20 protein-coding genes and 1 pseudogene are annotated in these 16,881 nt (G+C 59.4%); 11 read left to right on the top strand and 10 right to left on the bottom strand.

Annotated features, from left to right (window positions below; translation table 11 throughout):
• The first annotated feature begins 17 nt into the window (after nucleotides 1-17).
• Nucleotides 18-386 carry a glyoxalase superfamily protein gene (locus AO064_RS27350; RefSeq protein ID WP_010206499.1) on the top strand — a complete coding sequence of 123 codons (369 nt, stop codon included), beginning with the start codon at nucleotides 18-20 and terminating at the stop codon, nucleotides 384-386.
• A 123-nt stretch (nucleotides 387-509) separates the two neighbouring features.
• Here the strand turns inward: AO064_RS27350 and AO064_RS31950 are convergent, their stop codons facing one another.
• On the bottom strand, nucleotides 510-1,373 hold the full coding sequence (locus AO064_RS31950; protein ID WP_370636473.1) for a methyl-accepting chemotaxis protein: 864 nt from the start codon (nucleotides 1,371-1,373) through the stop codon (nucleotides 510-512).
• A pseudogene (locus AO064_RS31945) lies at nucleotides 1,365-2,294 on the bottom strand (methyl-accepting chemotaxis protein); the annotation flags it as partial. The gene AO064_RS31950 and the pseudogene AO064_RS31945, both read right to left, overlap by 9 nt.
• Before the next feature lie 387 nt (nucleotides 2,295-2,681).
• Here AO064_RS31945 and bamJ point away from each other — a divergent pair.
• Nucleotides 2,682-3,299 carry a BamJ family beta-barrel-assembly machinery protein gene (gene bamJ, locus AO064_RS27340; protein WP_015885846.1) on the top strand — a complete coding sequence of 206 codons (618 nt, stop codon included), beginning with the start codon at nucleotides 2,682-2,684 and terminating at the stop codon, nucleotides 3,297-3,299.
• Between the two features lie 192 nt (nucleotides 3,300-3,491).
• Here bamJ and AO064_RS27335 read toward each other — a convergent pair whose 3' ends face one another.
• From AO064_RS27335 to AO064_RS27325, 3 genes are all read right to left on the bottom strand, one after another.
• Nucleotides 3,492-3,749 (bottom strand): PA4570 family protein, encoded by a 258-nt coding sequence (locus AO064_RS27335; RefSeq protein ID WP_003194088.1) that lies wholly within the window; start codon nucleotides 3,747-3,749, stop codon nucleotides 3,492-3,494.
• A gap of 158 nt (nucleotides 3,750-3,907) precedes the next feature.
• On the bottom strand, nucleotides 3,908-4,249 hold the full coding sequence (locus tag AO064_RS27330) for a zinc ribbon domain-containing protein YjdM (protein ID WP_015885845.1): 342 nt from the start codon (nucleotides 4,247-4,249) through the stop codon (nucleotides 3,908-3,910).
• Between the two features lie 129 nt (nucleotides 4,250-4,378).
• Nucleotides 4,379-5,347: a polyprenyl synthetase family protein gene (locus AO064_RS27325; protein WP_015885844.1), complete on the bottom strand. Its 969-nt coding sequence runs from the start codon at nucleotides 5,345-5,347 to the stop codon at nucleotides 4,379-4,381.
• 239 nt (nucleotides 5,348-5,586) lie between these two features.
• On the opposite strand from AO064_RS27325, the gene rplU reads away from it, so the two are divergent.
• The 7 genes from rplU (at nucleotide 5,587) to AO064_RS27290 (ending at nucleotide 11,281) form a co-directional block, all read left to right on the top strand.
• Nucleotides 5,587-5,901, top strand: a complete 315-nt coding sequence (gene rplU / locus AO064_RS27320) for a 50S ribosomal protein L21 (RefSeq protein ID WP_007950961.1) — start codon at nucleotides 5,587-5,589, stop codon at nucleotides 5,899-5,901.
• Nucleotides 5,902-5,935: 34 nt separating this feature from the next.
• Nucleotides 5,936-6,193, top strand: coding sequence for a 50S ribosomal protein L27 (gene rpmA / locus AO064_RS27315; protein WP_003176049.1), 258 nt, complete (start codon nucleotides 5,936-5,938; stop codon nucleotides 6,191-6,193).
• Between the two features lie 193 nt (nucleotides 6,194-6,386).
• Nucleotides 6,387-7,610: an Obg family GTPase CgtA gene (gene cgtA / locus AO064_RS27310; protein WP_015885843.1), complete on the top strand. Its 1,224-nt coding sequence runs from the start codon at nucleotides 6,387-6,389 to the stop codon at nucleotides 7,608-7,610.
• Between the two features lie 111 nt (nucleotides 7,611-7,721).
• Complete coding sequence (gene proB / locus AO064_RS27305; protein ID WP_026013771.1) at nucleotides 7,722-8,840, top strand: glutamate 5-kinase; 1,119 nt, start codon at nucleotides 7,722-7,724, stop codon at nucleotides 8,838-8,840.
• A 15-nt stretch (nucleotides 8,841-8,855) separates the two neighbouring features.
• The gene (locus AO064_RS27300) at nucleotides 8,856-9,320 is read left to right on the top strand and encodes a CreA family protein (protein WP_015885841.1); all 465 of its coding nucleotides are present in this window, start codon (nucleotides 8,856-8,858) and stop codon (nucleotides 9,318-9,320) included.
• A 101-nt stretch (nucleotides 9,321-9,421) separates the two neighbouring features.
• Nucleotides 9,422-9,904, top strand: coding sequence for a glutathione peroxidase (locus tag AO064_RS27295; RefSeq protein WP_043205883.1), 483 nt, complete (start codon nucleotides 9,422-9,424; stop codon nucleotides 9,902-9,904).
• A 273-nt stretch (nucleotides 9,905-10,177) separates the two neighbouring features.
• Nucleotides 10,178-11,281: an NADH:flavin oxidoreductase gene (locus tag AO064_RS27290; RefSeq protein WP_046035191.1), complete on the top strand. Its 1,104-nt coding sequence runs from the start codon at nucleotides 10,178-10,180 to the stop codon at nucleotides 11,279-11,281.
• On the opposite strand, the gene AO064_RS27285 is transcribed toward AO064_RS27290, so the two are convergent.
• Together AO064_RS27285 and cysZ are read right to left on the bottom strand one after the other, a co-directional pair.
• Nucleotides 11,250-12,452, bottom strand: coding sequence for a glycosyltransferase family 4 protein (locus AO064_RS27285; RefSeq protein WP_015885838.1), 1,203 nt, complete (start codon nucleotides 12,450-12,452; stop codon nucleotides 11,250-11,252). The genes AO064_RS27290 and AO064_RS27285 overlap by 32 nt on opposite strands.
• A 54-nt stretch (nucleotides 12,453-12,506) precedes the next feature.
• Complete coding sequence (cysZ, locus tag AO064_RS27280; RefSeq protein WP_064055188.1) at nucleotides 12,507-13,274, bottom strand: sulfate transporter CysZ; 768 nt, start codon at nucleotides 13,272-13,274, stop codon at nucleotides 12,507-12,509.
• Nucleotides 13,275-13,569: 295 nt separating this feature from the next.
• Here cysZ and trxB point away from each other — a divergent pair, with 295 nt between their 5' ends.
• Entirely contained in the window at nucleotides 13,570-14,532 is a 963-nt protein-coding gene (gene trxB, locus AO064_RS27275) for a thioredoxin-disulfide reductase (protein WP_046035192.1), read from the top strand.
• Between the two features lie 280 nt (nucleotides 14,533-14,812).
• On the opposite strand, the gene AO064_RS27270 is transcribed toward trxB, so the two are convergent.
• The gene (locus tag AO064_RS27270; RefSeq protein ID WP_064055187.1) at nucleotides 14,813-15,154 is read right to left on the bottom strand and encodes a HopJ type III effector protein; all 342 of its coding nucleotides are present in this window, start codon (nucleotides 15,152-15,154) and stop codon (nucleotides 14,813-14,815) included.
• Nucleotides 15,155-15,359: 205 nt separating this feature from the next.
• Here AO064_RS27270 and AO064_RS27265 point away from each other — a divergent pair, with 205 nt between their 5' ends.
• Nucleotides 15,360-15,905 carry a hypothetical protein gene (locus tag AO064_RS27265; protein WP_208602921.1) on the top strand — a complete coding sequence of 182 codons (546 nt, stop codon included), beginning with the start codon at nucleotides 15,360-15,362 and terminating at the stop codon, nucleotides 15,903-15,905.
• Between the two features lie 43 nt (nucleotides 15,906-15,948).
• Here AO064_RS27265 and AO064_RS27260 read toward each other — a convergent pair whose 3' ends face one another.
• Together AO064_RS27260 and AO064_RS27255 are read right to left on the bottom strand one after the other, a co-directional pair.
• A complete protein-coding gene (locus tag AO064_RS27260) occupies nucleotides 15,949-16,518 on the bottom strand; it encodes a hypothetical protein (protein ID WP_082893994.1) in 570 nt (189 codons plus the stop codon).
• Between the two features lie 46 nt (nucleotides 16,519-16,564).
• A complete protein-coding gene (locus tag AO064_RS27255) occupies nucleotides 16,565-16,876 on the bottom strand; it encodes a DUF1244 domain-containing protein (protein WP_064055185.1) in 312 nt (103 codons plus the stop codon).
• Nucleotides 16,877-16,881: the final 5 nt, after the last annotated feature.

Raw genomic sequence — 16,881 nt, 5'->3', positions numbered from 1 at the left:
TAAACGGAGCGGTCACCATGCACTTAGGAAAAGTCACCCCCATTCTGCGAATTTTCGACGAGGCCAAGGCCTTGGAGTTCTACGTCGACTTCCTGGGGTTCAAAGTGGATTGGCAGCATCGTTTCGAGGCGAATTTCCCGCTGTATTTGCAGGTGTCGCTGGGCGAATGTGTGCTGCATTTGACTGAGCACCATGGCGATGCCTCGCCGGGTGCGGCGGTGCGGATTCAAGCGCAAGGCGTGGATGCCTATCAGCAACAGTTGGCGGGCAAGGACTATCGGTATGCCAAGCCCGGGGTTGAAGAAACGCCTTGGGGATCGCGGGAGATGAGCATCAAGGATCCGTTTGGAAATCGGGTGGTGTTTGTCGAGGAAGGCGAGGGCTGAAGGGCAAATCGCAGGCAATAAAAAACCGCCTGGGTAGGGCGGTTTTTTTGCAATCCCCGTGAGTGGCTGGGGCTGTTTGCCTGTGGCGAGGGAGCAAGCTCCCTCGCCACAGGGATTGCGGTTTTATACCCGGAAGTGACTGACCATCTGCTGCAGTTGGCTACCCAACCGCGCCAGTTCCACACTCGACTTGGCCGTCTCATCGCTCGCCGTAGCAGTCTGCTCCGACACATCACGCACATTCACAATGCTGCGGCTGATCTCTTCCGCCACGGCGCTTTGCTGTTCTGCGGCGGCGGCGATCTGCTGGTTCATCGACTGGATGTTTGACACCGTACGGGTGATGTTCTCCAGCGATACACCGGCCTTGCGCGTCAGCTCAACGCTGCTGTCGGTGAGGCTGCGGCTGTTGTTCATCACGTTGGCCACTTGCTGGGTGCCGTTCTGCAAGCCGGCGACCAGGCCTTCGATTTCCTCGGTGGATTTTTGCGTGCGCTGGGCCAGGCCGCGCACTTCGTCAGCCACCACAGCAAACCCACGGCCGGCTTCACCGGCACGCGCCGCTTCAATCGCCGCGTTGAGGGCCAGCAGGTTGGTCTGTTCGGCCACAGCCTTGATCACGTCCATCACGCTGCCGATCTTGTTGCTCTCTTGTTGCAGGTGGGTCATGGCATCGGTGGAACGGGCCACTTCCGCGGCCAGGCGCTCGATCTGAGCGATGGCTTCAGCGACCACTTTGTCGCCTGCGCGGGCTTGACCATCGGCATCTGCGGCGGCCAGGGACGCCTGTTCGGCGTTACGCGCGACTTCCTGCACAGTGGCCGTCATTTCGTGCATCGCGGTGGCGACCTGATCGGTCTCGATCTTCTGGCTGTTCACGCCGGCGCTGGTTTGCTCGGTCACCGCCGACAACTCTTCAGCGGCGCTGGCAATCTGCGTCACGCCGTCGCGAATACCGCTGATCAATTCGCGCAGGGTAGTGCCCATGCGCTGGATGCCTTGTTGCAGCACGCCCAGTTCATCACGGCGCGTGACCTGGATGTTGTGGCTCAAGTCGCCGGAGGCAATGCGTTCTACCACGGCCAGGGTTTCCTGGATCGGTCGGGTGATCTGGCGGGTGATGACCCATGCGGCGATGACGCCAACCAGCAGCGCCAGCAAGGTGCTGATCAATTGCAGGCTACGGGCCTGGGCGCTTTCGGCATCGCGGCGGTTCAGTTGAATTTCGTACAGCTTGTCGCTGATGGTGACGATGTCGGCACCCTGTGTGGTCATCTCGGCACGGGCGGTGACGATGTTGGCGTTGGCTGCCTTGTAGTTCTGCACGGCCGTGCGGTAGGCGCCAAGGGCTGTTTCAAGCGCAGTCAAAGCGCTTTGCTCGCTCGCACCGAATACGGCGCTGAGACCTTTCAAGCCACTGATGGCTTTTTCAATTTGTGCGGCGGCACGGGCTTCGGTGTCCGGGCTGACGTTGGCGATGTAGCCCCGCACTTCATAGCGGGCCAACATGAACTCTTCTTTGGCTCGTGTCACGGCCTGGAATTGGCTGAAACGCTCCGGGCTTTCGGGCATCTGCTGCACTTTGGTGTCCAACGCTTCGATCTGTGCGTTGGCGATATCGGCCTTGTCGCCCATCACCTGGCGAGAGGCATTGCCGTTACGGTAGGCCTCACGCATTTTGTTCAGGGACTGTTGATAGGCGGTAATGACGCCTTTCTGCTCGTTGAGCAGCTTGAGGTTTTCCGGGCTCTTGAAGCTGTCCAGGAGTTTCTGTTGCTGGGCCGCGAAAGCATCCAGGCTGGTCTGTACATTCTGGGCCACGGCTTCGTCGCCGTTGGCGAGCATGTATTGCAGGCGCACGATTCGCAGTTTGGTCAACGACGCGTTGAGCTGGGTGATATCACTCATCCAGTTACTGCGGTCGATCAGGCCGCCGAGGCTGGTCCAGCCGGTGAGGGCCAGGATCGAGGTGAGGACGAGCACCAGGCCGAAGCCCAGGCCGAGTTTGAGGTTGACGCTGATGTTGCCGAACCAGCTGTTCATTGAATGCTCCGCAGGAAAAAATGGGGGTGTGCTGGACGGTTATTGATTTTGGAGCCAGCTGCTGTGTAGGGCTGTATCGGCGACAAGAGATGAATCTGAAATGCTATTTCGTCGCAGAGCGACGAAGGGGTGCCAGCGCAGTGGCTGACGGGGGAGGGGGCTGATCATGGGCGGGTCTTGTGTGCTAGTCTGCGGGCCCTTTTAGTTCTGGATGGCGCGGGAAACCGTGCTGTCCTACAGCGGAGCCTCTTCATGTCCGAAGTTAATCTGTCCACCGACGAAACCCGCGTCAGCTACGGTATCGGCCGTCAGTTGGGCGACCAACTGCGCGACAACCCACCACCGGGCGTCAGCCTGGACGCGATCCTGGCTGGCCTGACCGACGCATTCGCCGGCAAGCCAAGCCGTGTCGACCAGGAACAAATGGCCGCCAGCTTCAAGGTGATCCGCGAAATCATGCAAGCCGAAGCGGCCGCCAAGGCTGAAGCGGCGGCTGGCGCTGGCCTGGCATTCCTGGCTGAAAACGCCAAGCGTGATGGCATCACCACCCTGGCTTCCGGCCTGCAATTTGAAGTGCTGACTGCCGGTGACGGCGCCAAGCCGACCCGTGAAGACCAAGTGCGTACTCACTACCACGGCACGCTGATCGATGGCACTGTGTTCGACAGCTCCTACGATCGCGGCCAGCCTGCAGAATTCCCGGTGGGCGGCGTGATCGCCGGCTGGACCGAAGCCCTGCAACTGATGAATGCCGGCAGCAAATGGCGCCTGTACGTGCCGAGCGAACTGGCTTACGGCGCTCAAGGCGTTGGCAGCATCCCGCCGCACAGCGTTCTGGTGTTTGACGTCGAGCTGCTCGACGTTCTGTAAGACCTGCTGATTTCTGTGGGTGTTGGGCTTGTGTGGGAGCGGGTTTGTCGTGGCGAGGGCGCATGCTCCCGCTCGGCTGCGCAGCAGTCGTCGGCAGTCAGGGGCGCTTCGCACCCCAGCGCAAGCAAGCGTGCTCGCCACAACAAGCCCACTCCCACATAAGGCCCGTACTCACAGAATGTGCGTGGTGGTTCATGGATGGAACTTGCCATTCAGCTCCGTCGCCGGGCGCAACGCTCGGGCATAGCAGAACAGAAACAGATTACGTACCACCTCCTTCAGCACCCCAGGTTCACTCGAGCTCAGCCCGTTGACGTCCAGGTCGCCCTGGTCCTGCAGTTCATTCAGCGCTTCTTCTTCCAGTACCGCACAGACTTCACCGGTTTCCCGATGCAGGATCCGCAGGTAGGGGTGTGGGCGGTCCAGCCAGGCATCTATCAAATAAGTCATGGTCGTTCTCCTTGATGAGTTCAATGAGAATAATTCTTATTCGTAGAATAGCAAGTACCTATTGGCGATTTGTGTTTTTTTCTGTGTGGATATTGCGTTCGATCAACGGGGAGGGCGAAACGCCATCCCGCGGCGGGCGCGGGATGGAAGCAACAGGTTCAGACTTTACGCACGAACTCGGACTTGAGCTTCATCGGGCCGATACCGTCGATCTTGCAATCGATATCGTGGTCGCCGTCGCACAGGCGGATGTTCTTGACCTTGGTGCCGACCTTGACCACCAGGGAGGTGCCCTTGACCTTGAGGTCCTTGATCACGGTGATGGTGTCGCCGTCCTGCAGGACATTGCCCACAGAGTCTTTCTTCACGGTTTCGTCGCTGGCCGTGTCGGCCTCGCCGCTGGCGGACCACTCATGGGCGCATTCCGGGCAGATCAGCTGGGCGCCGTCTTCGTAGGTGTATTCGGAATTGCATTTCGGGCAGGGTGGCAACGTGCTCACTACAGCTCCTTGAAAGTCAGGATGGCTAAAAGTCGCACATTATATAGGGAATTGAGCCAAGGCAGGGCGTGGTCTTGGATAGGTAATGCAAACTAAATGCGGGAGGGGCTTGCCCCCTCCCACATTATTTTAGTGCGTACGCGCGACCGCAAACTCGCTCAGCTCAACCAGGGCGTCCCGGTATTCGCTGGCTGGAAGGGCTTCCAGGCACTTGATCGCACGGGCCACGTAATCGCGTGCCAGTTGCGCGGTGTACTCCAGGGAACCCGACGCTTCGACAGCGGCACGGATGGCCTCCAGGTCTTCGATCCCGCCTTTCTGGATCGCCTTGCGCACCAGGGCAGCCTGTTCCGGCGTCCCTTCGCGCATGGTGTAGATCAGCGGCAAGGTTGGCTTGCCTTCGGCCAGGTCGTCACCGACGTTCTTGCCCAGGGTCTCGGCATCGCCACGGTAGTCGAGCAGGTCGTCCACGAGTTGGAAGGCCACGCCCAAGTGATCACCAAAGGTGCGCAGGGCTTCGGCCTGTTCGACCGTTGCGCCGCACAGCGCGGCGGCGCTGTGGGTGGAGGCTTCGAAGAGCATCGCGGTTTTGCCGCGAATCACTTCCATGTAGGTTTCTTCAGTGGTGCTGGCGTCGCGGACCTTTGACAGTTGCAGCACTTCGCCTTCGGCGATGATGCGCGTGGCCTGTGAAAGAATCTTCATCACCGGCATCGAGCCGAGTTCAACCATCATTTCGAACGAGCGCGAGTACAGGAAGTCGCCCACCAGCACGCTAGGGGCGTTGCCCCACATGGCATTGGCGGTCTCGCGGCCACGGCGCATGCCGGACATGTCGACCACGTCGTCATGCAGCAGGGTCGCGGTGTGCAGGAATTCGATAGTGGCCGCCAGCAGGCGCAGGTCATCGCCTTCGCGGCCCAGGGCCTTGCCACACAGCAACACTAATAAAGGACGCAGGCGCTTACCGCCCGCCGACGTAATATAGTCGCCAATTTTGGAGACCAGCGGCACTTTAGAAGTCAGCTGCTTCTTGATGATGCCGTCGACGGCGCTAAAATCGTCCGCGACCGCGCGGTAGAAAGCTTGGGGTTGCATCAGCGACAGTCGCTCCAGAAGGGTTGCGCGGCATGCTAGGACCCAGGCCCCCGGGTGTCAAGGCGCGATAGACGGCCACTTGCAAGCCTCCCATAGCTTGCGTACAATCGCGCACCCTGAACTTCCTGGGCAGCACCTGCCTTACGCAATTGCATTCGGGACGTCCATCCCATGCAGCCATGCCAGCCAATACCTCTTCTTATAAAGCGCTGGGTGAGCAGGATTATCGGAGAAATACCATGTCGTACGCAGTAATTGTTACTGGTGGCAAGCAATACAAAGTCGCCCCAGGTGAATACCTGAAGATCGAAAAACTGGAAGTCGCTACCGGCGAATCCGTTACTTTTGATCGCGTTCTGTTGGTCGCCAATGGCGATGACGTGAACATCGGCGCTCCAGTTGTTGCTGGCGCTACCGTTGTGGCTGAAGTGATCTCCCAAGGTCGTCACGATAAAGTCCGCATCATCAAGTTCCGTCGTCGTAAGCACCACATGAAGCGTATGGGCCACCGCCAGTGGTACACCGAGATCAAAATCACCGGTATTCAGGCTTAATTTCAGCCTAATTCCTCACTAGGAGAATTGACTCATGGCACACAAAAAAGCTGGTGGTAGTACCCGTAACGGTCGCGACTCAGAAGCCAAACGCCTTGGCGTGAAGATGTATGGCGGCCAGAAAATCATTCCGGGCAACATCATCGTGCGTCAGCGCGGCACCCAATTCCACGCCGGTTACGGTGTTGGCATGGGTAAAGATCACACCCTCTTCGCGAAAATCGAAGGCGTGATCAAGTTTGAAGTAAAAGGCGCTTTCAACCGCCGTTACGTGAGCGTTGTCGCAGCTTAATTGCGAGATCGCTGGAAAAGCCCTGTCTTGCGACGGGGCTTTTTCGTTTGTGGGGTGAGTCTCTTGCAAAGCTGTTTGTAATGGGCTCAAGCGCTGGATTTGCGGTCGTTGATTGAGGTCGCTGCGCTCATTTTTGCAAGAGTCTTATGTCTTGGTTTCTTAAGCTCGTCCGTGCGGCGAGAGGCGTTTTGTTATGAAGTTCGTTGATGAAGTTTCCATCCGAGTAAAAGCAGGCGACGGCGGTAACGGTTGCATGAGTTTCCGTCGCGAAAAATTCATCGAAAACGGTGGCCCAAACGGCGGTGATGGCGGTGACGGTGGTTCCATCTACATGATGGCCGACGAAAACCTCAACACCCTGGTCGACTATCGTTACACCCGGCACTTTGATGCCGAGCGTGGCTCCAACGGCGGCAGCACCGACTGCACCGGTAAAAAAGGCGAAGACCTGGTACTGCGCGTGCCGGTCGGCACCACGATCATCGACTCCGCTACCCAGGAAGTGATTGGCGACCTGACCAAGGCCGGCCAGAAACTGATGGTTGTGCAGGGCGGCTGGCACGGTCTGGGTAACACCCGATTCAAGTCCAGTACCAACCGTGCACCGCGCCAGACCACGCCAGGCAAGCCGGGCGAGCAGCGTGACCTCAAGCTGGAAATGAAAGTGCTCGCCGACGTGGGCCTGCTGGGCCTGCCGAACGCCGGCAAAAGTACCTTCATTCGCTCGGTCTCGGCTGCCAAGCCAAAGGTTGCCGACTACCCGTTCACCACCCTGGTACCCAACCTGGGCGTGGTCAGCGTCGACCGCTGGAAAAGCTTCGTGATCGCCGACATTCCCGGCCTGATCGAAGGTGCCTCCGATGGCGCTGGCCTGGGCATCCGCTTCCTCAAGCATTTGTCGCGCACCCGTTTGCTGCTGCACCTCGTGGACATGGCGCCGCTGGATGACACCAGCGCACCGGACGCCGCCGAAGTGATCGTCAGCGAACTGACCAAGTTCAGCCCGGCCCTGGCCGAGCGTGATCGCTGGTTGGTGCTGAACAAGTGCGACCAGATCCTCGAAGAAGAACACGAGGAGCGCGTCAAGGAAATCGTCGATCGCCTGGAATGGACCGGCCCGGTCTACGTGATCTCGGCCATCGCGAAAGAAGGCACCGAGCGCCTGACCCGCGACATCATGCGCTACCTCGAAGACCGCGCCGACCGCCTGGCGGCCGACCCGGTATTCAAGGCCGAACTCGCCGAGCTTGACCAGCAGATCGAAGACGAAGCCCGTGCCCAGCTGCAAGCCCTGGACGACCAGCGTGCCCTGCGCCGCAGCGGCGTGAAGTCGGTCCACGACATCGGCGACGATGATTGGGACGAAGAAGACGTGGATGATGAAGACGGTCCGGAAATCATTTACGTGCGTGACTGATCCGTTGCGATAAACTTGAACGCCGCTCCTTATAGAGCGGCGTTTTAGTATCCGGGTTTAACGTTATGGGCGGCGCTGGGTCGCGCAACCCTCAATCTAAGGTTGAAGATGATGCGGAGCAAAGTGACAGGTGCGCAGCGCTGGGTCGTAAAGATCGGCAGTGCGTTGCTGACGGCGGATGGCAAGGGGCTGGATCGCGCAGCCATGAGCGTCTGGGTCGAGCAGATGGTGGCCTTGCATGAGGCCGGTGTTGAGTTGGTGCTGGTGTCGTCCGGGGCGGTTGCCGCCGGGATGAGCCGCCTTGGCTGGACCGCGCGACCCAGCGCGATGCACGAGCTGCAAGCCGCCGCCGCCATCGGCCAGATGGGCCTGGTGCAAGCCTGGGAATCCAGCTTTGCCGAGCACGGCCGCCACACGGCGCAGATCCTGCTGACCCACGACGACCTGTCCGACCGCAAGCGCTACCTCAATGCCCGCAGCACCTTGCGCGCGCTGGTGGAGCTGAAGGTGATCCCGGTGATCAACGAGAACGACACCGTGGTCACCGACGAAATCCGCTTCGGCGACAACGACACCCTGGCCGCCCTGGTTGCCAACCTGGTGGAAGCTGACCTGCTGGTGATCCTCACCGACCGCGACGGCATGTTCGACGCCGACCCGCGCAACAACCCCGACGCCCAGCTTATTTATGAAGCGCGTGCCGATGACCCGGCGCTGGACGCCGTGGCCGGCAGCGTTGGCGGCGCCCTGGGCCGTGGTGGCATGCAGACCAAGCTGCGCGCAGCGCGCCTGGCCGCACGCTCTGGTGCCCACACGATCATCGTCGGTGGGCGCCTGGAGCGCGTGCTGGATCGTCTCAAGGCCGGTGAGCGCATCGGCACGCTGCTGTCGCCGGAACGCGGCATGCTCGCCGCGCGCAAACAATGGCTGGCCGGTCATCTGCAAACCCGTGGCACCCTGGTGCTGGACGATGGCGCGGTATCGGCCTTGTCCCAGGGTAACAAGAGCTTGCTGCCGGTCGGCGTCAAGTTGGTGCAGGGCAGTTTCCGCCGTGGGGAAATGGTGGTGTGCGTGGCGCCGGACGGTCGTGAGATTGCTCGCGGCCTGGCCAACTACAGTGCCCTTGAAGCGCAGAAAATTATTGGACAATCGTCTGACGCGATTGTCGGACTATTAGGCTACATGGCGGAACCGGAACTGGTGCACCGCGATAACCTGATTCTGGTCTAACCAAAGGAATACACAATGCGTGTCATGAAGGGATTGCTCGGCCTGCTGCTGGCCATGCCGCTGCTGGCCTCGGCCGAAGAAATTGGCCAAGTGTCCACGGTGTTCAAGTTTGTCGGCCCCAACGACCGCATTGTGGTCGAAGCCTTCGACGACCCCAAGGTCGACGGCGTGACGTGCTACCTGTCCCGCGCCAAGACCGGCGGTGTCAAAGGCGGCCTCGGCCTGGCCGAAGACCGCGCTGAAGCCTCGATTGCCTGCCGTCAGGTGGGCCCGATCCGCTTCAAGGGCGAGCTCAAGGACGGTGACGAAGTGTTCAAGGAGCGCACCTCGCTGGTGTTCAAGACCATGCAAGTGGTGCGCTTCCTCGACAAGAAGCGCAATACGCTGGTGTACCTGGTCTACAGCGATCGCCTGATCGAAGGCAGCCCGCAGAACGCCGTGACGGCCATTCCGATTTTGCCCTGGCCGACCGCTCAGTAACCCGCAGGCGAGTTTTGCAATCGGCGTCTATGATTGCAGGCTTGCGGGTTGTAATCTCGAAGGGCCGCAATGCGAAGAACATGGGATATCTGGAGTTCGTCATGAGTGCTTTCCACGACCTGAAACTCAAAGCTTTGGACGGACAAGAGCTGCCGCTGGCGCCCTTCAAGGGGCAAGTGGTGCTGGTGGTCAACGTAGCCTCCAAATGTGGTTTGACCCCGCAATACGCTGCGCTGGAAAACCTCTACCAGCAGTACAAGGCCCAGGGATTTACCGTGCTCGGCCTGCCGTGCAATCAATTTGCAGGCCAGGAGCCGGGTACCGAAGAAGAGATCCAGCAGTTCTGCAGCCTGAACTACGGGGTGACGTTCCCGCTGGGCAGCAAGCTTGAGGTCAACGGCCCCGATCGTCATCAGCTGTACCGCCTGCTGGCGGGCGAAGGCGCCGAGTTTCCTGGGGATATCACCTGGAACTTCGAAAAATTCCTGTTGGGCAAGGATGGGCGAGTGCTCGCACGCTTCTCCCCGCGCACCGCGCCGGATGACCCCACGGTCGTCCAAGCCATCGAAAAAGCCTTGGCCTGAATACGTTCAGGAGGCTTTTGTGGTGAGCGGGCTTGCCCCGCGCTGGGTGGCGAAGCCGCCCTAAAATCAGACGCCGCATTTCTAGACAGAATGCGGCGTTTTTACTGGGGCGGCTTCGCCACCCAGCGCGGGGCAAGCCCGCTCACTACAGGTCAGCGGCAACCGGGCTATCCCACTTTTACCTCTTAATCACTCAGATCAATAGTGCTACCCAGCGCTTTGCGCTGCCCATATGATCCCCATCATAAACCCCGTCTCTCGTGGAGTGCTCCCATGCCCGTCCAGGCCTTGTTCAAACCCTTCCAGCTCGGTGCATTGCAACTGTCGACCCGCGTCGTCATGGCGCCCATGACGCGCTCGTTCTCCCCAGGCGGCGTGCCCAATTCCAAGGTGATCGAGTACTACCGCCGCCGCGCTGCCGCTGGCGTGGGCCTGATCATCACCGAAGGCACCGTGGTCGGCCATCAGGCGTCCAACGGCTACCCCAATGTTCCACACTTCTACGGTGAGGCTGCCTTGGCTGGCTGGAAGAAAGTGGTCGACGCCGTGCACGCCGAAGGCGGCAAGATCGTCCCGCAGTTGTGGCACGTGGGCAGCGTACGGCGTATCGGCACTGAGCCTGACGCCAGCGTGCCAGCCTACGGCCCGATGGAAAAACTCAAAGATGGCAACGTGGTCGTGCACGGCATGACCCAGCAAGACATCAAGGCGGTGATCGACGCCTTCGCCCAAGCCGCCAAGGATGCCCAGAGTATCGGCATGGACGGCGTGGAGATCCACGGCGCCCACGGCTATCTGGTCGACCAGTTTTTCTGGGAAGGCAGCAACCAGCGGACCGACGAATACGGCGGCAGCTTGGCCAACCGCTCACGTTTTGCCATCGAGCTGATCCAGGCCACCCGCGCCGCCGTTGGCCCGGACTTCCCGATCATCCTGCGTTTCTCCCAGTGGAAACAGCAGGACTACACCGCGCGCCTGGTGCAAACCCCCGAGGCGCTGGGTGAGTTCCTCAAGCCACTGTCTGACGCGGGTGTGGACATTTTCCACTGCTCCACCCGCCGCTTCTGGGAGCCTGAATTCGACGGTTCCGACCTCAACCTGGCCGGCTGGACCCGCCAGCTTACCGGCAAGCCGACCATCACCGTGGGCAGCGTCGGCCTGGATGGCGAGTTCCTGCAGTTCATGGTCAACACCGACAAGGTCGCGCAACCGGCGAGCCTGGAGAAGTTGCTGGAGCGCTTGAACAACGACGAATTCGACCTGGTCGCCGTGGGCCGCGCCCTGCTGGTGGATCCGGATTGGGCCGTGAAGGTGCGCGAAGGCCGCGAAGGCGACATCCTGCCCTTCAGTCGTGAGGCGTTGACGAGCCTGGTGTAAGCGGCGACAGGGCGGGCACCGGGTGCCCGTCCTTGCAGACCCCGCGCAGTTGGCGCTCGAACTGCTCGATAATCGCCGGCCAGCCCTGGCGGCTCGCATGCTGGCGTGCATTCAGGCGCATGCGGCGCAGGCTTTCGGCATCCTCCAGCAGCCAGTTGGCGGCATCGCAAAATGCATCCTCGTCCCCCGGCATCGCCAGCACGCCGTTGTAGCCATGGCGTATATGCTGGGTCGCTGCGGCCTGGTCATAGGCCACCACGCCCAATCCCGATGCCATCGCTTCGAGTACCACGTTGCCGAAGGTTTCGGTCAGGCTGGGGAATAGAAACACATCGCCTGACGCGTAATGACGTGCCAGTTCTTCACCGCGCAAGGTGCCGCAGAAGATCGCCTCCGGCAGTTCCTTTTCCATCATCGCGCGTTGTGGCCCATCGCCGACGACGACCAGTCTCATCTGACGCAGCGGGTAGCTGTCCTGCAAGGTCTCGAAGCAGCGCTTGAGCAGCCCCAAGTTCTTTTCCTGCGCCAGCCTGCCGACATAGAGCACGGCGGTTTGCTCACTGTTCAACCCCCAACTTTCCCGCAGCGCATTGTCGCGCTTGGCGGGATGAAACAGTTGGCTGTCTACCCCGCGCGCCAACATCCCCAGACGCTCGAAATGCCGGCGTTCCAGTTCCAGGCGCTGGCTGGCGCTGGGCACCAGGGTCAGGGTCGAACGATTATGAAACCAGCGAAGGTAGTGAGTGACCATCCGGCTCAGCAGGCTCAGGCCGTATTGGTTCGAGTACTGCTGGAAGTTGGTGTGAAAGCCGCTGACCACACTGATCCCCAAACGCCGCGCGGCGCGCAAGGCGGATAGGCCCAATGGCCCCTCCGTGGCGATGTACAGCACGTCCGGGCGCTGGCGTGTCCAGCGCCGCAGCAACTTGTGCATCGACGACTGCCCCCATTGCAGGCCCGGATAACCCGGTAGCGGCCAGCCGCGACACAGCAGCAATTCGTCATCGCTGGGACGGCTCTGATCGACGCCTTGGCGCGGGCGCACCAGTTCGACTTGGTGGCCACGTGAACGCAAACCCTCGCACAGGCGGCCAAGGGTATTGGCCACCCCGTTGATCTCTGGCGGGAAGGTTTCGGTAATGAGGGTGATGTGAAGCGAGGCTGTCGTCATGACCCACAGTGTCACTGTGGGCCATGTCGTCATTGTGTCATCGAGATGATGGATTTATGACCGGGTCACTTTTTGCTGCGATGCCATGGCCTCGGCGCCTTGTTCGCGCACCCAGAACAGTGTGGCCCCGGCCACCGCCGCCGGCATCATCAGCAGGTTGACCACCGGCACCAGCAGCACCAGGTAGACGATGCCGCCGAAACTCATGCTCTGCCAGCGCTTCTGGCGCAGCCAAGCGAGCATTTCGTTCCAGCCCAGCTTGTGGTTGTCGGCCGGGTAGTCGATGTATTGGATCGCCATCATCCACACGCCAAACAACAGCCACAGCGGCGCAGCGATCAGGTTGACCACCGGAATGAACGACAGGATAAACAGGCCGATGGCCCGTGGCAGGAAGTAGCCCAGTTTGCGCATTTCCCGCGCCAGCGTGCGCGGGACCATGGCGATCAACTCACCCCAGCTGAAGGCCGGGAAGTCATCGGTGCCGCGCACCACCACTTCCACTTTTTCCGAAAGAAAACCGTTGAACGGCGCCGCGATAATATTGGCCAGCATGGTGAAGGTGAAAAACACCATCAGCACTACCAGCACCACAAACAGTGGCCATAGCAGGTAATTCAGAAAGCTCAGCCAGCTCGGCAGTGTCGGCATCAAGTGGTCGACCCACAGGCTGAACTGATGGCCGGCGAAATAGATCAAGCCGACGAACAGCACCAGGTTGATCGCCAGCGGCAGCAGCACAAACAGGCGCAGGCCGGGGCTCAACACCAGTTTGAGGCCTTCACGCAGGTATTGCGGGCCGGAAAGAGCAGGGGCGGGCATGGAGAACTCCGAGCAAGGGGGACGAACGCGCCGACCTTACCGGCTTTAAACCTTGGGTGAAAGCGGCGACATCATAAGTAACATCTAGGCAAGAATCCTGTCGATCAACCTGGTCGACTGCATAGAGACCACCTATGAGCTGGATTGTTATTCCGTATTTCCTTAATCTTGCCCCCCTCGATACGCTGCACCCATTATTTTTCAGGGCCTGCGAGTTCAAGCCTTCCCCAAGTGCTTCGTAGTCCCTTTTTTATTCCAGCCGCCTTGTAGTCCGGGCGGTCGATAGGAGTGAGTCATGTCTGATACCCGTCATTCGCGAGTGATTATTCTCGGTTCCGGCCCTGCCGGTTACAGCGCTGCGGTCTACGCTGCCCGGGCCAACCTCAAGCCGCTGCTGATCACCGGCATGCAGGCGGGCGGTCAATTGACCACCACTACCGAAGTCGACAATTGGCCGGGCGACGTCCACGGTCTGACCGGCCCGGTGCTGATGGAACGCATGAAAGAGCACGCCGAGCGCTTTGAAACCGAGATCGTGTTTGATCACATCAACAAGGTCGACTTCTCCAAGAAGCCTTACAGCCTGACCGGCGACAGCGGTGTGTACACCTGTGACGCGCTGATCATCGCCACCGGCGCCAGCGCCCGTTACCTGGGCCTGCCATCGGAAGAAGCGTTCATGGGCAAGGGCGTTTCCGCCTGTGCGACCTGCGACGGTTTCTTCTACCGCAACAAGCCGGTCGCCGTGGTCGGTGGTGGTAACACGGCCGTGGAAGAGGCACTGTACCTGGCCAACATCGCCAGCACTGTGACCCTGGTTCACCGCCGCGAGACCTTCCGTGCCGAGAAGATCCTGATCGACAAGCTGCACGCCCGTGTCGCTGAAGGCAAGATCATCCTCAAGCTCAACGCCACCCTGGATGAAGTCCTGGGCGACAACATGGGTGTGACCGGTGCGCGCCTGAAGAACAACGACGGCAGCTTCGACGAGCTGAAAGTCGACGGCGTATTCATCGCCATCGGCCACACGCCGAACACTTCGTTGTTCGAAGGCGTGCTGGACGCCAAAGACGGTTACCTGGTGGTGCAGGGCGGCCGCGAAGGCAACGCCACTGCCACCAACATCGAAGGTATCTTCGCTGCCGGTGACGTGGCTGACCACGTGTATCGTCAGGCCATCACCTCGGCCGGTGCCGGCTGCATGGCGGCATTGGATGCCGAGCGTTACCTCGACGGCCTGCAGAACGCTTCGTTCTGAACTCGTTGAAATAAAAAAACCGGCTGAGAGGCTAATGCCCGTCAGTTAAGGGTGAGCACCGTACCTGTGGCGAGGGAGCTTGCTCCCGCTGGGTCGCGAAGCGGCCCCAGCTCTTTGTTTCAAAAGACTGGGACTGCTGCGCAGTCCAGCGGGAGCAAGCTCCCTCGCCACGGGTTACTTTTCGTTCTTGCTGCTTCTTAACTGACTGGCATTAGGCTGAGAGGCCGGTTTTTTTGTGGGAGGGGAAAAGCTCCCTCCCACATGTTGATCTGCACCTGACTCAGGACTTGCGGATCAGTGGCTGTGCAGTGAACTTAACGCCTGCCAGGCCATGCGCGATCAATGCGCGGATATTGCCATGGTCATTGCCCTCAGGCGTCGCCACCACCGAACGGTAATGCTCACCAAATGCCAACAGCGCTTCCTGGTCGCTCAAGCCTTCCAGCAGTGCCAGGCCCAAGGTCTTGCACGACCCTTCGTTCTGCCCCACCGCATTTTCTACATCACCATTGGTAAAGGCTTGGGGCTGGTAGTCATAACCTGCGGCAACAAACGCCAAGGTATCGGCAAAAACGTGTTCGCCGCTGTTGAGGCTGGCGCGCAGAGTGGTCAGGTCGGTCATGGGTATGGAGCCTTATTAACGTTCGGAATCAGTATTCATCAGCGTATGTGCACGCGCGCCCATGGTAACTTTTTTGCTTGTTGAGATCATTCCATGCCAGGATATTTTAAAGCGTTTGCGTTTTCGTCTTGGTGCTTCCTAGAATCCGTGCAGTCACTCGGCTCGGTTTAAGGAGTGCGGGGTTTGAATAACAGTAGGAGTTGCTGTGTTAAGGATAATGCTGTCTGCGGCGATTGCGGGGATCGTGTTAAGTGGTTGTTCAGTCGCTACCTACAGCCATAAGCTGGAGGACGTTCAGGGCGGCGAACGTGTCGGTGTGAGTTTTGATAACCGTAATATTGACTATGTTCGTGTTTACCCCAATACCGCTACGTGTATCAACCTGGATGACCCGCAAAATGGCTACACCAATAATGCGGTCGGTTTTCAGACGGCATTGAATAATAAAATCGAAGGGTTTCCCGAGATCCCTGAAACGCCTCCGCTACGCCGCGAGTTTTGGGTCAGTGCACAGCGAAATATTGCAGTGCGCATGATTACCGCTAATGGTTCGTACAGTACCGTTACATTCAGACCGGTCGTAGGCTCTTACTATTATGTGACCGGGCTCTTCGTTAATCAGTATGCACCGCGCAAGCTCACTGTTTATGAAGTCTATAAAACCGAGAAGGGCTACTACGATAAAAAGCCGGTCACCGACCTGGCCTTGAAAAACTGTGATGAGGGCACTTCAAGGTTGCAGAGGTTCTGATTCGAGCGTGGCAGGCAGCCGTTGCGGCTGCCTGCCCGCAGGATTACGTCAGCTTGTACCCCACAGCACGATTTTCGTACCAGGCATCCAGGGTGGAAAGCAGTTTTTTTGCCTGTTCTACCGTCAGCCCGAAGTAGCGATCCTTGCCATCGATGTGAATCACCAGCATCGGCACGCCCGCGCGGGTCTGAGTAAAGTCAAACTGATACTCGACCTCTCTGTTTTCGAAGAGATAGCCATAGGCGTTACCCGCAGGCCGTTTCATCGTTAAATGTTTGGCGGTGTGCGTATCGGCCTGCGCCCACAGTAGAAAGTCACGTACCGGTTTAACTTGTGCCGGGTAATCGTTTCGGATAAAGCCAAAGAAGCTGACATTGTCACTGGGGTTGATAAACTTCGCTAACGCAATTTTCTCTTTGTTGTCCGATATCTTTACGTCGAAAACACGTTGCTCGGCGCAATCGTTGAACGCCGGTTTGAATTCACAAGCGCCCAAGCCGCTCACCGAATAAATTTCGTAATAGCGTCCGCTGGCGTATTTGTCAGCGGTGGAGCAAGCGCATAACGATAACAGGCCCAGCGTTAAAGCGAGTGTGTATACAGAGTGCTTCACTTAACCTTCCTTTGGTTGTTTTAACGTTAATTCGCTATTGCCGAATTCAGCCTTTGACGGGCGCAGGGTCATTGACGCCTTTGGCGAACGCCGCCTGCTGGTCGGCACTGGCTTCTTTCTGGTACTGGGCTTTCCACTCGGCGTACGGCATGCCGTACACCACTTCACGGGCGTCATCGAGGCTGACGTCGATCTGGCGTTCATCGGCCGCGGCCTTGTACCACTTGGACAAGCAGTTACGGCAGAAGCCCGAGAGGTTCATGAGGTCGATGTTTTGCACATCCTTGCGGCTGTCCAGGTGGGCCACCAGCCGGCGGAAGGCGGCGGCTTCGAGTTCGAGGCGTTGTTGGTCGTTCATAGGGC

It is taken from the genome of Pseudomonas marginalis (assembly GCF_001645105.1).
Taxonomy (GTDB): Bacteria; Pseudomonadota; Gammaproteobacteria; order Pseudomonadales; family Pseudomonadaceae; genus Aquipseudomonas; species Aquipseudomonas petroselini.
The sequence above is the reverse complement of the archived record's forward strand: the minus strand, read 5'-3'. Positions and strand labels throughout refer to the sequence as shown.

Excerpts from the sequence above, each read along its gene's own strand:
- AO064_RS27350 (WP_010206499.1), top strand. The coding sequence starts at position 18 with ATGCACTTAGGAAAAGTCACCCCCATTCTGCGAATTTTCGACGAGGCC.
- AO064_RS31950 (WP_370636473.1), bottom strand. The coding sequence starts at position 1,373 with ATGGGCACTACCCTGCGCGAATTGATCAGCGGTATTCGCGACGGCGTG.
- bamJ (WP_015885846.1), top strand. The coding sequence starts at position 2,682 with ATGTCCGAAGTTAATCTGTCCACCGACGAAACCCGCGTCAGCTACGGT.
- AO064_RS27335 (WP_003194088.1), bottom strand. The coding sequence starts at position 3,749 with ATGACTTATTTGATAGATGCCTGGCTGGACCGCCCACACCCCTACCTG.
- AO064_RS27325 (WP_015885844.1), bottom strand. The coding sequence starts at position 5,347 with ATGCAACCCCAAGCTTTCTACCGCGCGGTCGCGGACGATTTTAGCGCC.
- rplU (WP_007950961.1), top strand. The coding sequence starts at position 5,587 with ATGTCGTACGCAGTAATTGTTACTGGTGGCAAGCAATACAAAGTCGCC.
- rpmA (WP_003176049.1), top strand. The coding sequence starts at position 5,936 with ATGGCACACAAAAAAGCTGGTGGTAGTACCCGTAACGGTCGCGACTCA.
- cgtA (WP_015885843.1), top strand. The coding sequence starts at position 6,387 with ATGAAGTTCGTTGATGAAGTTTCCATCCGAGTAAAAGCAGGCGACGGC.
- proB (WP_026013771.1), top strand. The coding sequence starts at position 7,722 with ATGCGGAGCAAAGTGACAGGTGCGCAGCGCTGGGTCGTAAAGATCGGC.
- AO064_RS27300 (WP_015885841.1), top strand. The coding sequence starts at position 8,856 with ATGCGTGTCATGAAGGGATTGCTCGGCCTGCTGCTGGCCATGCCGCTG.
- AO064_RS27295 (WP_043205883.1), top strand. The coding sequence starts at position 9,422 with ATGAGTGCTTTCCACGACCTGAAACTCAAAGCTTTGGACGGACAAGAG.
- AO064_RS27290 (WP_046035191.1), top strand. The coding sequence starts at position 10,178 with ATGCCCGTCCAGGCCTTGTTCAAACCCTTCCAGCTCGGTGCATTGCAA.
- AO064_RS27285 (WP_015885838.1), bottom strand. The coding sequence starts at position 12,452 with ATGACGACAGCCTCGCTTCACATCACCCTCATTACCGAAACCTTCCCG.
- cysZ (WP_064055188.1), bottom strand. The coding sequence starts at position 13,274 with ATGCCCGCCCCTGCTCTTTCCGGCCCGCAATACCTGCGTGAAGGCCTC.
- trxB (WP_046035192.1), top strand. The coding sequence starts at position 13,570 with ATGTCTGATACCCGTCATTCGCGAGTGATTATTCTCGGTTCCGGCCCT.
- AO064_RS27270 (WP_064055187.1), bottom strand. The coding sequence starts at position 15,154 with ATGACCGACCTGACCACTCTGCGCGCCAGCCTCAACAGCGGCGAACAC.
- AO064_RS27255 (WP_064055185.1), bottom strand. The coding sequence starts at position 16,876 with ATGAACGACCAACAACGCCTCGAACTCGAAGCCGCCGCCTTCCGCCGG.